We start from the raw sequence: 15,020 nt of genomic DNA, 5'->3' as shown, positions 1-15,020 counted from the left end.
CGGCGTCGCTACGCGACGCTTCCCCGCGCTGCGCGCGGGAGGGGCGGAACTCCGTTCTGCCTACCGGATCACTCCGTGATCTGGGGTCCCGGCCTGCGGCCGGGACTGTTCCGTACCGGCCTGCTCCGCAGTCCCGTACGGAACCTGACATGCCCTCCGGGCCTGTCAGAAAAGCGGCATCTACAGGGGGCGGGGCCGCTTGTGGTGCAGCGTCAGCCACCCTTGCGGGACACCAGCCTGACGCACCTTCAAACCCTCATTCCTGAACCGGAATCGGCCACCCCGACCACTTTCGGTCCTTCCCCGAGAGATCTGGTGTGTCAGTCTTATGACCGGCTTGAGTCTGGGATGATGACAGAGTACCTCATCGCGCGGGCTGCGTGATGGCTTTGTTTGCCCTATAGGTAATCCACGGGAGACATGATGAACGCCGAGCTGGGCGAGCCGAAGCGCGAGTACGTCGGCCTTATTGAGATCGCTGGCCAGCCGGAAATTCAATTGCGGCTGATGGCTTCGTCGTTGAGTGAAGCCCGAGCAATCGTCATCGAGCAGTATGGTGAGGGGCACGTGATCTCGATATGGAACGAAGAAGACGCCAATCGTCCCAGGTAGAGCCGCATCGACTTATAACCGCTCACGCGAGTGAGGTGTCATTTTGGAACTCGGATGGGATCTGGGCTGAGACGGGATTCCCTCTGAATAGACCCGGGAATGTGAGGCATTGTGGCTCAAATGGAATTGCGTCCGCATCAGGCTGAGGCCGTCGATAGCGTCGTTCGCATTCTCGGGACTCCGGCCGGTGGCCATATGCCGCCCGAGGGTCTGCGCACGCAGGTAATCGCCGCTACCGGTTCCGGAAAGAGCCTGATCGGTGCGGAGTCTGCGCGTCGTCTTTCTGCTCGCCGGGTGCTGGTGGTGGTGCCGACGCTGGACCTGCTGACGCAGATGGCCGGCGCCTGGCGGCGGGCGGGCCGGACGGGCGCGATGATCGGCGTCTGTTCACTGCGGGCCGAGGAGAGCCAGGGCCTGCCCTGCACGACTGATCCTGACGAGCTGGTGGCGTGGGTGGAGGGGCTGGAGACCGTGACGGTCTTCGCGACCTACGCATCGGTGGGCCTGCGCATCCTGCAACGCGCGCACACGGCCGGGCTGGGGGTGTGGAGCCTGATGGTGGTGGATGAGGCGCACCGGACCAGTGGTGACGGCATGAAGCCGTGGGCGGCCGTGCACGATCAGGCGCAGCTCCCTGCCGAGCGGCGCCTGTACATGACGGCGACGCCGCGGGTGTGGGAGGCGGAGGGTGAGCGGCCTCGCCTGGTGGCGTCGATGGAGGACGGGTCGCCGGTGTTCGGACCGGTGGCGTACAAGCTCACCTTGTCGGAGGCGATCGGGCGGGGCATCGTCGCCCCGTACCAGGTGCTGTGCCTCGACATCCGCGACCCGGACCTGTACGCCGCGATGACCAGCGAGGAAACCGGATCAGACGCCGTACGCGGAGCGCGCCTGGCCGCCGTGCAGACCGGGCTGATGCGGGCCGCGGTCGAGGAACGCTTCCGGCGCGTGCTGTCCTTCCACAGCAGGGTGAACGAGGCGGAGGCGATGGCGGCCGCGGTACCGGTGACTGCGGGCCGGCTCACTGAGGACGACCCCGACACCTACCCGCCAGCAGATCAGGTCTGGGCAGACTGGCTGTACGGCGAGCACGCCCCCGGACACCGCCGTACGGTGCTGGATGAATTCGCCTCAGATTTCCTCGGAGGACCGGCCTTTGAGGGCCGGGATGTGCGGGCCGAATTGCGGGTGCTTTCATCCGTTCGCGTTTTGGGTGAAGGCGTCGATACAGCCGAGTGTGACGCAGTCCTATTTGCGGATGCGCGCGGCTCAATGGTCGACATCGTACAGATGGTTGGGCGTGCCCTGCGGCTGCATCCCGGGCGCGGAAAACTTGCCACGCTGATCGTTCCGGTATTCCTCGGACCGGACGAGGATGCGGATGAGCTGCTGACTTCGAATGCTTATGGCACCCTCAGTAAGCTCCTCGGAGCCCTGCGGGCGCACGATGCGGAGACGATCGAGGCACTTGCTGATCCCCGCCTGCGGAACGGGAGTTGGCGCTCCGAGGACGAGGACGTCGAGGGCGAGGGCTTGGCGCAGGACGCTGACGGGGAGGACGGCCAGGAGGCGGATCTCGTTCCGCCGGTGGGTGCCGCGGCGGCGGGAGTGCTGCGGTTCACCGAGGAACGAGACCCGGCCGCCCTCGCCCAGTTCGTGCGGCTGCGGGTCATCGACCCCGAAAAGGCGTACTGGCGACGCGGCATCCAGGCCGCCACCCGCTGGCTGCGCGAGACCGGCAACATCGAGCTGCGCGTGCCCTACACGTACGTCACCCCGGACGACTGGCCCGATGGTGTCGGCGGGCATCCGCTGGGGGTCTTTGTCGCTGATCAACGCCGGTACTACAGCGCGGGAACCCTGGAAGCGTCGCGCGTGACGGAGCTGGAGAACCTCGGCATGGTCTGGTCCGTGCACGCCTCCGCGTGGGAGGCCGGCCTCGCCGTCGCCCGCGACTACGCCAACGTGCACAGGCACTGCCTGCCCGGCAACTCCGTGGTGTGGGATGGCCATGCACTAGGCACCTGGCTCAAGAATCAGCGGGCCGGGGCCAAGAAGGCGCGTGAGAACGCCGCACGCCGCGCGAACGGGGAAACCGGCCTGTCGTACGCCGGGGAGCTGTCACAGGCCCGTATGGAGGCGCTGGAGGACATCGATCCCGGATGGTGCCCGGAGTGGGACATCAGCTGGGCACGCTGTCATCGGCTGCTCCTCCAACACTTCCAGGCCGGAGGCGCACTGCCCACCAAGGCGGGCGAACTGGTCGTCCAGGGCGAGGACCTGGCCGTGTGGATCGCCGGGCAGACCGCCGCGTGGGACAAGCTGACCCCTGCGCAGCAGTACCTCCTGGAAAGCCTCGGCATCGACCCCGACACCACAGAACAGGGCGTGCGGCCGGTACGGCGATCCCAGGATGAACTGTGGGAGCGCAACATGGCCGCAGCCCGCCAGTTCCACGCCCGGGAGGGGCACCTTCGGGTGCCTCGCCAGCACCGCGAAGACGTCGACGGCGAGCTGCTCGGCTTGGGGTCGTTCATCTCCAACACACGACGACGCGCCAACAAACTCAGCCCCGAACGACACGACGCCCTCACCGCCTTGGGCATGCGCTGGTAGGAGTGCGGGAGCATCTGGTGGGGGATCTCCCCCTACCTCGGAGCTCTCCTGCTTCTCTCGGAACGACTCCAGCTATCGCGCTGCTCTATAGGTGCGCTTGTGATCCTTTCCCAACGCCCCTTGCCGATGCGTCAGTCGGGCGTGTCCGGCGGGGTGCCAAGGAGGTGAAGACCTGGTCAGTCGTTGTCCGTGTGCTGATCTCGATGGTGAGCCACAATGAGCCGATGGTGCGTAGGCCTTATCCGACCTGGAATGATCTGACTTACCCGGATCTTGAGGACGTCTGGCAGGCGCTTCGAGAGACACGCTCGGACCCGCCCGGCTGGGCAGGCAGTGGCAACGCGGCTCGACGCAAGACGTACAACTCGGCGCTTGAGCAAGCAGAGCAGCTCTTGAAGGCGGCCGCGGATGTGGGGCCAGCTTCCCGGCCCCTCCTTCTGTTTTATGGCCTGAGTCAGGCTGGCCGTGCAATCGCAGCCGCGGGGCAGCAGCCGGACTACCGGCTGAACGGTCACGGCATCGCTATCAAGCAAGCCGACCAGCCCCACGTGGGACGTGTGCTGGTCGCGGACAAGGGGGCCGGAGCGTTCACGCAAGTGGCCTCGCTCCTAGGCTCACGTTCTCTGCCTCAGGAAGTCGAGCTCGCCGATTTGTGGAACATTATTGAGGAGAACGACGGCTGGCCGCTTACCTCCGCTCCATCCTCAGTACGGTGCCTTCGGGTCACACGGAAACCTGTGGGTCCGGACAGCTTCAGCCAGGTGGCTCTCGACCTGGATGGCCTCTCTGACGAAGTCGCGCCCCATAGAGATGATCAAGACCAGCTCGCGGCAGCAATCCGTCAGAAACTGAGCGCGTTCCCAACGGTCGCCGGCTACGAATTCCTGCACGGACCGGCGAGCTTCTCCGGGCGGGACGAGAAACGGGGGACAGTAACGGTGAGCCTAGCCTGGCCGTTGGGCAGACCGGAGCAGGCATCTGACCAGGACGTCGAGTCAGTAATGAACACGCTGACACCCTGGATCGGCCGCGACCCCTTGCAACGACGTGTGCACTCCGTCCTCGGAGGTGACGGGGCCCAGCTGCATCCCTTTCTTGCGTGGTGGTCGGTGCTGTACAGCCTCTCGATGCTTGCCCGCTACCAGCCTGGCCAGTGGACCACACAGATCGATGTGAACCACAGCGTCGACGCTGCGGCTGTCGAGCGGCTGTTGCGTAAAGCCCTCATCGCCGTACCTGAACTCACACTGGCAACCATCGACGAGGTCTCCCGCTGAGGTTGAACTGCCCGCCAGGCCGTGTCGCGCAGGCGTCACTCTTCTGCTTGCTGCAGCACAGCGTTACCGGACAGCGGGGTCCATCCCTCTCCAACGGGTGTCAGGGCATCGACGGGAGCAGGCGTACCAACGGGCGCGCTGTACACCCGTCCGGTGTGTTCCCAAGACGTCGACTGCAGCACCACTTCCTGGTCGAACACCTCCGGCTGGAGCTCAAGTGCTCCGTATTCCTGAAGGGCTCGAACGTAGTTGAGGAGTTCGATCGCTCTGACCATGACCCAGGCGACCAGGGGGGCTGCGGCACGAAATCGTTCGGACAGACCGAATGGGTCAGTTTCCTTTAGTCGTTCGGTGTCGTGGTGAACGACATCCCCGTAGATCCAGGCCATCGCCAGGCGTTGGTCATCCAGATCGGCAGCCTGTCCTGTGAGGGGGTTGCCGATCATGACTTGATATCCGGTCTCCCGCGTAGGTGCTGCGGATCCTGTTCTGTCTCGCCACTCAGTGCGTGCGCCCTTGACCCACGTCTTGTCGTCCGGCATCGCCCGGCAGAAGAACCCCACCCCAGCGAGCGCCTTCAGGTAGGAGCAGGCATCTGTTTCCAGGAGGAGTGGTCTGATTCTCGCGGCAGCAGATTCCACCACCTCTTCGGCGGGAAGCTCCTGGCGAAAATGCGCTTCACCTGTTTCAAGGACAGTCACTGTGTATGTGGCTCCGGCCAAAGCCACCAGCTCGTCCCAGTCGGCCGCCAGTGAGTGTGCTTCTACCCGGCGTGCTCGCAGCACGAACGCCTCAAGGTTGGCCCGGTGCCGCGCCACCACTTCTGCCTGCGACCGCGCCCCCGTCGTTGCCACGTGTCTCCCCCACATCTCGACCCCGGCAGTTCTTAGCCGCACGACGAAAGAAGCATGACGTGACAAGCAGATGGCATCAACGCGTTTCAGCCGCGGGTCCTGTATCTGTGACGCGGTGTCGAGCCGGCACAAGGCCGGGATTGTCCTCAGGCTGCGGCCCGCGCTGGCCCCAACTGTTGAGTCGCCGTGGGTCAGGGACGGGTGGTGTTCTTCGCCGTGCGGCACTCGGGGCAGCGGCAACGGCCGTGCCGGTAGGCCATCGCGGTGCCGTGGTCAAGGTCGGGATCGCGTCCTGCGGTCAGGGCCAGGTCCAGGGCGCGTCCCCAGGCCGGGGCATACGCGGCGTAGCTGCGGGCCCGGTGGACGGAGATTCCCAGGTCGGCGCAGACGTCGCTGATGTGCTCGCCGCTGGCAATACGTCCCAGCAGGGCGGCGCGTGCGGCGGGCGGGAAGAGAGCGTCAGCGATCTCGCGTCGGTAGGCCCGGTCCGGTGTACGCCGCAAGCTCCGGCAACTCGCACAACGGCTTGCCGTCCCGGCGACCGGGCGGTGGCAGTGGTGGCAGCGGTGCGAAGCAGAGGGGGCGGTATCAGGCATGCAGGGCACTCCTCACCGAGAGAACGGGAACCGTCCTCCCCCGGCGGGCGGCACTTCCCTCGCATGCGGGCAAGCCGTTGGCCGGGTGCTGTGGAGGAGCGGGTACCCCCGCGTCGGCGGGGAGCAGCACGGTTTCACCGTAGCGCAGCAGGGGCGGGCCGGGCCGGTTGAGCTCATCGATGTTGCGGGCGGGTGGAGTTGGGCCCAATTGCCCGTCCGGGCCAGCTGGAGAGGGCACGCTGAGGTCGTGGGTGTGCTGAGGGTGGCTCCGCTGGATGGGGAGACGACGTGGTCGTACCTGTGTCGGCTCGCCGCCGGATACTGGATGGGCAGCGGATCCCTGCTGGGCTGGTGGCAGCAGACCAATCCTCGTCCTCGGCTGTGCAAAGGCAGCCCCGGGACGGTGTTGGAGGTGCTCTTTGACCCCGCGGGGCAGGAGTTGCTGGCCCGTCTGAGCGGGATCCCTCAGAGCGTGCTGGCGCGGTCCCTGCCGTCGTGGTCGCAGGGGCCGGGCGCATTCGGCCCGGACATTCGTGTTCGGTGCGGGCCCGGCAGGCGAGGACCAGGCGGGCTCGGAGAGGGGCGGATGCGCTGGCAGCATGCCCGCGCGCTCGGGCCCGTAGCTATCGCGTGCCAGCTGTGTACAGCGCGCCGCAGCGGTCGTCCCGTGCTCGCGGTGCGCTACCTGCCAATGTGGCGACGGGTCTGCCTGCGGCATCAGCGCTGGCAGACCGACGCCGACGGTCCGGGTGGGCCCGAGTGGCTGGACGTGGCCTTCTGCCCCGAGATCGGCAGGGCCCAGCAGCGGTGGTCGGCGCTGGCCCGGCAGGCCTCCGCCCGCGGGCACGATCCGCGGCAGGCGTTCGCTCTTGCCCGTGCCGTCGTGCTGGGATGGTGGCGGCAGGCTGCCGCCTGGCAGGACGAGCAGATCTGGCCCCGGCGCCTGGACCGCCTCGCGCAAGCATCGGCGGCCCGTGGCCCGGAAGCCGTGCGGTCGGCGTCACTGCGTGATGCAGTCGTCCTGCCCGAAGTCATCGCCGTGACTGCGGCGTTGACCGACCCGGTCTGCATCCTGATGGCGCACGCCGACCGCAGCCGGACGCGGCCGGCTGGGTGGGGTGCAGGAGGACGCTTCGTTCACCACCTCGGCCATCGCCTGGATCGACCCTGGCTCGGCCCGATCCTCGAGGTCGACTACACCAGCCCGCTGCAGACCTGGATCGGTACAGCTGTTCCCTTGACGGAAGGCGCCGTGCCGATTGGACCAGCGCCGGTGGACTGACGCACATTCAACTGGCGCTCTTGTGCGGCGGAACGACGCCCACCCTCGCACTACGCGCACCGGCGGGGCATCAACGAGTCCGGCGTTTTCGGCTTGATCGCCGACATCCATGGCATGCCATCTGGTCATCACTCGAATGATCCATAAATAGACTGCCCGGCCCGCCTGTTTGGGCAGGCGATGCGGCGGTGCCAGGGAGCCGACCAGCGCCGGAGATTCTTCCTGCTGCTCGGCACTGCAGCTGATGTCACGGACGGAGTAACCCTGATGGTTTTCCTGCGCGGTCGGGCTCGTATGGCGTTGTGTGTCGTGAGTGATCGTCGACAGCAGCCAGCAGGCCGCGTCGTCCCCCTCTTCCGGGGCCGGGGGCAGCGTTTCTGAGCCGGGCGGCAGCGGTGGTGTTGTGGGGTGCGAAGGCGATATGGCCGTGGAGGCGGGCCGGATCGACGTGCGTTTTCGAGACCCCGTGGGGCGTGTGCGCCAGGTGCCGTGGCTTGAGGCTGCGCAGGACGTCGCCTTCGAGGCCGCTCCTGTCATACGCCCTTTCCCAGTCCGGCATGGGGGGCGTGTTGCTCCGGGTTGGTGGTGGTCGTCGACGACCCGGCGGCTGGTGGCGTACGGATCGGGTGTAATAAGGACCCAGCTCATGCTGCTGGACCGGGATCCGGCGGTGGTGGGGCTGGCCTGCCGGCCGGTGGAGCTGGTGTGGTGTGAGGACGGCCGATCCAGCGGGCATGCACCGCAGTTGATGGCCCGTTTGCAGGACGGCTCGGGGCTGTTGGTCGACTGCGTGGGGCGCGGCGGTGCGTCGGTCCGGTTGACGGAGCGGGCGCGGATTGTGGCGGCTGCTGCGCAGACCGCGGGCTGGGGTTACCGGATCGCCGGGCTTCCGGATCCGGTTGTGGTGGCCAATGTGCGGTGGCTGGCGGGCTACCGGCATCCCCGGTATGCGGCGGGAGTGCGGACGCCCGCTCTGCTGGAGGCCTTCGCTAGTCCGCGGCCGGCGGTGGAGGCGGTACCAGGGCTGGGGGATCCGATCGCCGTGTGGCCTGCAGTGTTTCACTCGCTGTGGAGCGGTGTGCTGTGGGTGCGGCTGGACGAACCGCTGCACGAGCGTGCGGTCGTCTGCCTCGCTCAGCAGGGGCTGGAGGCGGCGTGAGGCAGACGGTCGTCGAGGTCGGGGCACGCCTTCGCTATGACGGGCGCGTGTGGACGGTGGGGGTGCTGGAGGGCGCCCGGGCCACGCTGGTGAGCGACGAGGGTGCTTCGGCGGCGGTGCTGCTGCCGTTTTTGTGCTCTGATCCGTCCTTCGAGGTGGACAGCGGGCCGGCGCCGGGGAGGGTGCCGCCGTTCGCTCTGCTGGAGGCGCTGACGGAGCCGGTGCGGGAGCGAGCGCTGGCGTGGCAGCGGCATGTGCGGGAGGTGGAGACGGGTTTTCCTGAGGCGGTGGCCCAGGGATCCCCGCGTGAGCAGTTCGATCCGGCGACGCGGAGCCTGGCGCAGCGGGAGCAGGCCAAGGCCGAGGAGTTGAGGGCGGCGGGCTGGACGGTCAGCGTAGCGACGGTGCGCCGGATGCGGGCGCGCTATCGCAGTGAGGGCTTGTGGGGGCTGGTAGACGGACGGGCGGTGCGGCAGCGGTCGGCGGTGGGACGGGCCGATGAGCGGGTGGTAGCGGCGGTGAGGAAGGTGCTGGAGGGGCGGCGGGAGAGGTCGACGGGCACGCTAGTGGGGCTGCGCCGCCGGGTGGGGTGGCTGCTGGAGGAGGAGCACGGCGCCGGGGTGGTGGCTTTGCCGCCGGCGTCGACGTTCAACCGTCTGGTGCACGCCGTTGGCGATGGGCAGGGCCTTTTGGGCACGGCGGCGCAGCGGCGGTGGCACGCGTCGCGGCCGGCGCCGCCGTTCACGCCGACGGTGGCATTGCGGCCGGGTGAGCTGGTGATGCTGGACAGCACGCCGTTAGATGTCCTGGCGGTGCTGGATGACGGCGTGACCGGCCGTCTGGAGCTGAGCATCGCGCTGGATGTGGCCACCCGCAGTATCTGTGCCGCTCTGCTGCGCCCGGTGGGCACGCGGTCGGTGGACGCGGCGATGCTGCTCGCGCAGATGCTGGTGCCGACCGTGATGCGGCCGGGCTGGGACAAAGCACTGTCCATGCAGCGATCTGTCATCCCCTACGAGCAGTTGATCGCGTTGGATCCGCGGCTGGAGCAGGCTGCAGCCCGGCCGGTAATCATGCCGGAGACGGTGGTGATGGACCAGGGACGGGTGTATGTGTCGGCGTCGTTCGTCTCTGCGTGCGAGAGCCTAGGGATCTCGGTGCAGCCGGTGCCGCCGGCGAACGGCCCGGCGAAGGGGAACGTGGAGAGGACCTTCCGCGCGATTGCCGACGGGTTCAGCCAGTACCTGCCGGGCCACACCGGCTCGGACGTCTCCCAGCGCGGCGCGGCCGCACAGCAGGACGCCTGTTGGAGTTTGGCGCAGCTTCAGGAACTGCTGGAAGAGTGGGTCATCTGCGGGTGGCAGGAGCGCCGACATGAGGCGCTGCGGCATCCGATGATGCCGCAGGTCGCCGTCTGTCCGAACGAGATGTGGGCGGCTTTGGTGGCGTTCACCGGGCATGTGCCGGTGCCGTTGTCGGCAGACGACTACATCGAGCTGCTGCCTGTCCGGTGGCAGGCCATCAACGACTACGGCATCCGTTTCGGCTACCGCACCTATGACCATCCTGGTCTCACCCCCTACCGGCGGCGCCGCTCGCCGCGGGCGGAGAAGAACGGACGGTGGGAGGTCCACCACAACCCTCATGACCCCGGCCGGGTGTGGATCCGCCTGTCCGAGGGGTGGCTGGAAGTGCCGTGGATCCACGCGGAGGCCGTGAGGCGCCCGTTCACCGCGTTCACCTTCGACCACGTCCGGCGCACCGTGCAACGCCGCGCGGGCCGTGAGGAACACGAGGCGGAGATCGCCCGGGCGCTGGATCGGCTGCTGCGCCGGGCCAGCCAGGGACTGGGCAGCAGGCGGGAGCGGACGGTGGCTGCCCGGGCCCAGGCAGCCGCACGGATGACGGACCCTCCTCCCGCCACACGGCCGCAGCAGCCGTCGGTGCCTACTGCGCCGACGGCCTCATACGGGCTGCCCGGCATCTTCGCCGTTGTGCTGCAAGATGCCGACGACTGGGACCTCGACGACGTCGAGGACGACCCGGACGGCGAGGACTACCTTCTCGCCGCCCTCGCCGACGGACAGGACACCGCGGCAGGCCCCGCAGAGGAGGCGCAAGGAGCCAAGGCGAGGGCTGGAACGGCCCGGGAGAAGGCAACCGGGCAGACGGCGGGTGCCGCTGGGCCGGGCGGCTTGCGCATCTACGACCCGCACCAGGAGGCCCAGGCATGGTGACGACAGATCAGCCCGCCGCCACGCAGCACACCATCTTCAATCCGCTGACCACGTGGGACGGGTGGCAGCAGTTCGTCGACACACCCCACACAGCTGCACGCGACGCCGGCGACCAGGAATGGACGCTGGAGCAACGGGAGGACTACCACGCGCGGTTCGTGGTGCTGAAAACCCCCGCCATGGACACCATCGCCACCGCGGTCCGCCGCCTGTTGCTGCTCAACCGCGGCCAGCAAGGCGGCGCCCGGCGCGGCCTGATCATCTCCGGGCCGGCCACCACCGGGAAGACCACCGCCATGCAGCAGCTCGGGCGCACCGTCGAACTCGCCGACCGGCGCCGCCACCCGAATCAGAACGGGCGGGTGCCGGTCCTGTTCATCACCGTGCCACCCTCCTCCACCCCGAAGATGCTCATCAGCGAGTTCGCCCGCTTCCTCGGCCTGCCCACCCCGGAGAGGATGAACCAGATCCAGATCACCAACGCCGTGTGCGGGCTGCTGTGCGAGATGCGCACCCAGCTGGTCCTGGTCGACGACGTGCACCTGATGGACACCCGCAGCCGGGCCGGTGCCGAGACCTCCGATCAGCTGAAATACCTCGGCGAGCGGATCCCGGCGACCTTCGTCTACTCCGGCATCGACGTCGAATCCTCACCCCTGCTGACCGGCGTGCGCGGCTCCCAGCTCGCCGGCCGCTTCAAAATCGTGCGCAACCAGCCGCTGCGCTACGGCAGCGCCCCGGACCAACAGCTCTGGCACGACCTCGTGCACGGCATGGACAGTGCCCTGCGGCTGCGCCGGCACACGCCCGGCACCCTGGTGACGCACGCCGCCTACCTCCACGCCCGCACCGGCGGCCGTATGGGCAGTCTCTCCCACCTCATCCGCGAAGCCGCCCTCGTGTCACTGCTGGACGGCACGGAAAGGATCACCAAGAGGCTCCTCGAGCAGATCGAGCTCGACACCGCCGCCGAACAACGCACCCGTGCCCCACGCCGCCAGCAAGTGCGGTCGCAACGCCAGCCTTGACCGGCGGACTCTGCCGCAACCGTGCTGCCGGTCTGCCCGTTGTGTCCACTGCTCGGATGCCGGTGCATCCAAGCCCGTCCGGAACGCCCCCGATGCCCATCACGCTTCCACCACAGCCGCAGCCGCCGCGTACGGCTGCGGCCCGCCCGGGGCCAGTACGGCTTGCCCCGCTTCAGGGCGAGACGAACCTGTCCTACCTGGACCGCCTCGCCGACCGCTACCGCCTCGGCGTCAGAGACCTCGTCCCGGCACTCATCCAGGTCCGCGGAGGCCTGTTCAAGGGCTACCGCACGGACGGCGAGGTGTACCTCAACGCCGAAGCCAGAGCACGCATTGCTGTGTTCTGCCGCGTGCCAGAGGAAATCCTGAGCAGGGCGCTGCCTGCCTGGACCGCACAGGAGCCCCTCGCACCGGACGGGACAGGCGCGGCTGGGCGGTTCCGTTTCGGACGGGTCGTGCCCGCCGCGGGAGAAGGCTGCCGATCGTGGACGGCCGCATGCACCGGACGGGCCAAGCCCGTCCGGATCTATCTGCAGCCACACACCCGCATTTGCCCGCGCCACCGGCGCTGGATGCTCGGCACCCACTGGATCGACGGTGCATCGGCCGACACCGAGCAGGTCGACCTGACGGGCTTGCCGGAGATGGTCAAGGCGCACCGGCGGCATCTGGCTCTACTGCGCCATCGCCCGGACGCCGCGCGCGCGTTCGAGGTCTCGCATGCTGTGACCGTCTCCTGGTGGGCACAGCAGTGGCCCGAAGAGCAGCAGTGGCCGCGCCGGACACTGCTGCTGACCCCGCCGGGTACCGATCCCGGCTGGTGGCGGCTGCTGGTCAGAGACGCGGTCACCTACCCGGAGACCGTCGCCCTCACCTCCATCCTCACTGCCCCCCGCACCCGTCAGCGGCTGCTCGCCGACACCGGCGGACATCTGCCCCACGCGCTTGCCCACACCCCTGAACTAGTGGCCCAGTTGACGCGGGCCACGAACCAGCCGTCGCTTGCCGGGCGCATCGCCTCGATCTCGGCCGGCCCCTTGCTGCTCTGGGCCCAGCAATCTGTCCAGACCGGCGCAGATCCCGCCGCCGCAGAACGGCTGTGGGCGCTGCACATGGCGCACCAGCCCCGCCCCATCGCCCGCGAACTCGCCGCCCACCGCAACGCCGCACAGCAGCCGGCGAAAACGGCGGACAGCAGGCCGCTGGACCTGGGGCTGCGGCACATGTCGGATCAGGCATTCACGACGGGGCTGGCCCACGCCCGTGCCTACGCCGCCGTCCACGGGCACCTCGCCGTACCGATCCACAGCCGCTTCAATGACTTTGGCCTGGGCCGGTGGCTGTCGAATCAACGGAAGCACGCCGCGATACCACCGGAACACGTCGCAGCACTCGAGGCACTGGATCCGTGGTGGCGGCCGCCGTGGACAGTGATGTGGCAACGCACCTACTACCAAGCCCGCGACCACGCACGCAGCCGCGGGCCCCTGCGCCCGGAACACGGCTTCCCCACCACCAGCTTCGGCCTGGGCGAATGGCTGTACAACCAGTGCACCCGCTACGGTCAGTTGCACCCTGCACAACAGCGCCTCCTGGTAGGCATCGGTCTCACCCCCGAGACCGCACAGGCGGCCCGGCCCCGCCGTAAGCACATGGCCACCCACTTCCAGCGCGCTATCGCCTGCGCACGCGCCTTCACCGAGACCCACAGGACGCTGGTGAATGTCACCCAAGGCACCGTCCAGGACGGACTGAATCTGGGGCAGTGGCTGGGAAACCAGCGCAGCAAAGACCGCGCCTATCAACGACGCCACGGTGCCCCATCACCTCGCGCCCTGGCCCTGTCGGCGATCGATCCCTGGTGGAACCCACCCTGGGCACTGGACTGGCAACGCTCCTGGCACCAGGCACACACGCAGGTCCAAGGCGGCCAAGTCCTGGACGTCGCAGCCGGATTCCCAGGCACCAGCAGCGCGCTCACCACCTGGCTGACGACCCAGTACGCCCAATATGACGTCCTCCAACCCGGCCAGCAGAAGCTGCTCGTACAGCTCGGGCTGACTGAGGAGATTGCGCGCGGTACCGCCGCCCGGCCCTCCGAGCACGAGGTCGAATTCTTTGTCGGTCTCAGATACGCGCGTTCCTATCACGCGACGCACCACACCCTCGCTACCGCGACCGACGTCGTCCACGACGGATTCCAGCTCGGACGATGGCTGCGCCGGCAACGCCAGCAGGCGCGCGAGCACACCCGCCGCGGCACACCACCATCCACCCAGACAAAGGCTCTGGACGCAGTCGATCCCTGGTGGTGCCCGCCTTGGCCTCTGGCTTGGCAGGGCACCTGGCAGAACATCCGCCTGCAGGTCGAAGGCGGCCACCAACTCGATGCCGACCATCACTTCCGCAGCTTCGCCCCCATCCGGCGCGCCTGGCTGCGTCAGCAGCGCCTCCGCTACGACGACCTGCACCCGGGCCAGCAGCACCTCCTGGCCAGCGTCGGCCTCACCGGCGAGACGGCCCGCATCCGCCCCCTCACCCGCTACGCCGAAACCGCCCTCACCCACGCCCGTGCCTACGCCGCCACCCATCACACACTGGCCATGGCCTACTCCACCGTCCACGACGGCTTCCCCCTGGGCCGCTGGCTGAGCGGCCAACGCCGGAGAGCCCTCGACGACACCGCCCCCACCGCCCGCCACCAGGCCCTCTGCGCGATCGACCGGTGGTGGAACCCGCCCTGGGATCTGGCCTGGCAGCGCGCCTACACCCGTGCCCGCACCGCACACGCTCGGCCAGGGCGCCCTCCGACCGACGTACGGCTGTGGACCGCCGCACAACAGACTGCCTGGCCCCGCCTACGCCCCGAACAACACCAACTTCTGACCGATATCGGCATCACCCCCCGCACCGAAGACATCGCCGGCTCAGCGAAGAGCAGCCGCGTGTTCCTTCTTGGCCCCGGCTTAACCCACGCCCGCACCTACGCCGCGACTCACGGCCACCTCGCCTGCAGCCAAACCACCCTTCACGACGGCTTCCCCCTGGGCGCCTGGCTGGTACAAAAGCGCAGCGCCGCCCGACAAGGACGCCTCTCCCCCACCACCACCACCCACGCGCTCGACACCATTGACCCCTGGTGGAACCCACCCTGGTCCCGCACCTGGCAACACGCCTACCGACAAGCCCAGTTCCACCAGCGCACCGGCCAGTCCCCCTCCCCCGCCCTCCAACAATGGACCGGCAGACAACGCACCCTCTGGACCACCCTGCACCCCGCCCAGCAGCACCTCCTCACCACCATCGGCATCCACCCACACACCTGACCTCCTTCACCAACTCGCGGCGGTGCAGCGCGT

Annotated in this window: 10 protein-coding genes; 8 read left to right on the top strand and 2 right to left on the bottom strand. The window is 68.4% G+C overall.

All coding sequences use genetic code 11. From position 1 onward, the window contains the following. Positions 1 to 420: 420 nt before the first annotated feature. From OG866_RS44575 to OG866_RS44565, 3 genes are all read left to right on the top strand, one after another. Entirely contained in the window at positions 421 to 612 is a 192-nt protein-coding gene (locus OG866_RS44575) for a hypothetical protein (protein ID WP_329331164.1), read from the top strand. Between the two features lie 120 nt (positions 613 to 732). Next, on the top strand, positions 733 to 3,228 hold the full coding sequence (locus tag OG866_RS44570) for a DEAD/DEAH box helicase (RefSeq protein ID WP_329331165.1): 2,496 nt from the start codon (positions 733 to 735) through the stop codon (positions 3,226 to 3,228). A 164-nt stretch (positions 3,229 to 3,392) separates the two neighbouring features. Beyond that, positions 3,393 to 4,505, top strand: a complete 1,113-nt coding sequence (locus OG866_RS44565) for a YaaC family protein (protein WP_329331166.1) — start codon at positions 3,393 to 3,395, stop codon at positions 4,503 to 4,505. A gap of 35 nt (positions 4,506 to 4,540) precedes the next feature. On the opposite strand, the gene OG866_RS44560 is transcribed toward OG866_RS44565, so the two are convergent. Next, positions 4,541 to 5,359 (bottom strand): hypothetical protein, encoded by an 819-nt coding sequence (locus tag OG866_RS44560; RefSeq protein WP_329331167.1) that lies wholly within the window; start codon positions 5,357 to 5,359, stop codon positions 4,541 to 4,543. 191 nt (positions 5,360 to 5,550) lie between these two features. Continuing rightward, the gene (locus OG866_RS44555) at positions 5,551 to 5,862 is read right to left on the bottom strand and encodes a hypothetical protein (protein WP_329331168.1); all 312 of its coding nucleotides are present in this window, start codon (positions 5,860 to 5,862) and stop codon (positions 5,551 to 5,553) included. Positions 5,863 to 6,202: 340 nt separating this feature from the next. On the opposite strand from OG866_RS44555, the gene OG866_RS44550 reads away from it, so the two are divergent. From OG866_RS44550 to OG866_RS44530, 5 genes are all read left to right on the top strand, one after another. Beyond that, positions 6,203 to 7,237, top strand: a complete 1,035-nt coding sequence (locus OG866_RS44550; protein WP_329331169.1) for a hypothetical protein — start codon at positions 6,203 to 6,205, stop codon at positions 7,235 to 7,237. A 421-nt stretch (positions 7,238 to 7,658) separates the two neighbouring features. After that, positions 7,659 to 8,396, top strand: coding sequence for a TnsA-like heteromeric transposase endonuclease subunit (locus OG866_RS44545; protein ID WP_329343856.1), 738 nt, complete (start codon positions 7,659 to 7,661; stop codon positions 8,394 to 8,396). Then, the gene (locus OG866_RS44540) at positions 8,393 to 10,633 is read left to right on the top strand and encodes a transposase (RefSeq protein WP_329331170.1); all 2,241 of its coding nucleotides are present in this window, start codon (positions 8,393 to 8,395) and stop codon (positions 10,631 to 10,633) included. The genes OG866_RS44545 and OG866_RS44540 overlap by 4 nt, the downstream gene beginning before the upstream one ends. Continuing rightward, positions 10,627 to 11,661: a TniB family NTP-binding protein gene (locus tag OG866_RS44535; RefSeq protein WP_329331171.1), complete on the top strand. Its 1,035-nt coding sequence runs from the start codon at positions 10,627 to 10,629 to the stop codon at positions 11,659 to 11,661. Before OG866_RS44540 ends, OG866_RS44535 begins: the two co-directional genes overlap by 7 nt. 92 nt (positions 11,662 to 11,753) lie before the next feature. After that, positions 11,754 to 14,987, top strand: coding sequence for a helicase associated domain-containing protein (locus OG866_RS44530; protein WP_329331172.1), 3,234 nt, complete (start codon positions 11,754 to 11,756; stop codon positions 14,985 to 14,987). Positions 14,988 to 15,020: the final 33 nt, after the last annotated feature.

The organism is Streptomyces sp. NBC_00663 (assembly GCF_036226885.1).
Taxonomy (GTDB): Bacteria; Actinomycetota; Actinomycetes; order Streptomycetales; family Streptomycetaceae; genus Streptomyces.
This window is presented reverse-complemented; position numbering and strand designations above follow the sequence as displayed.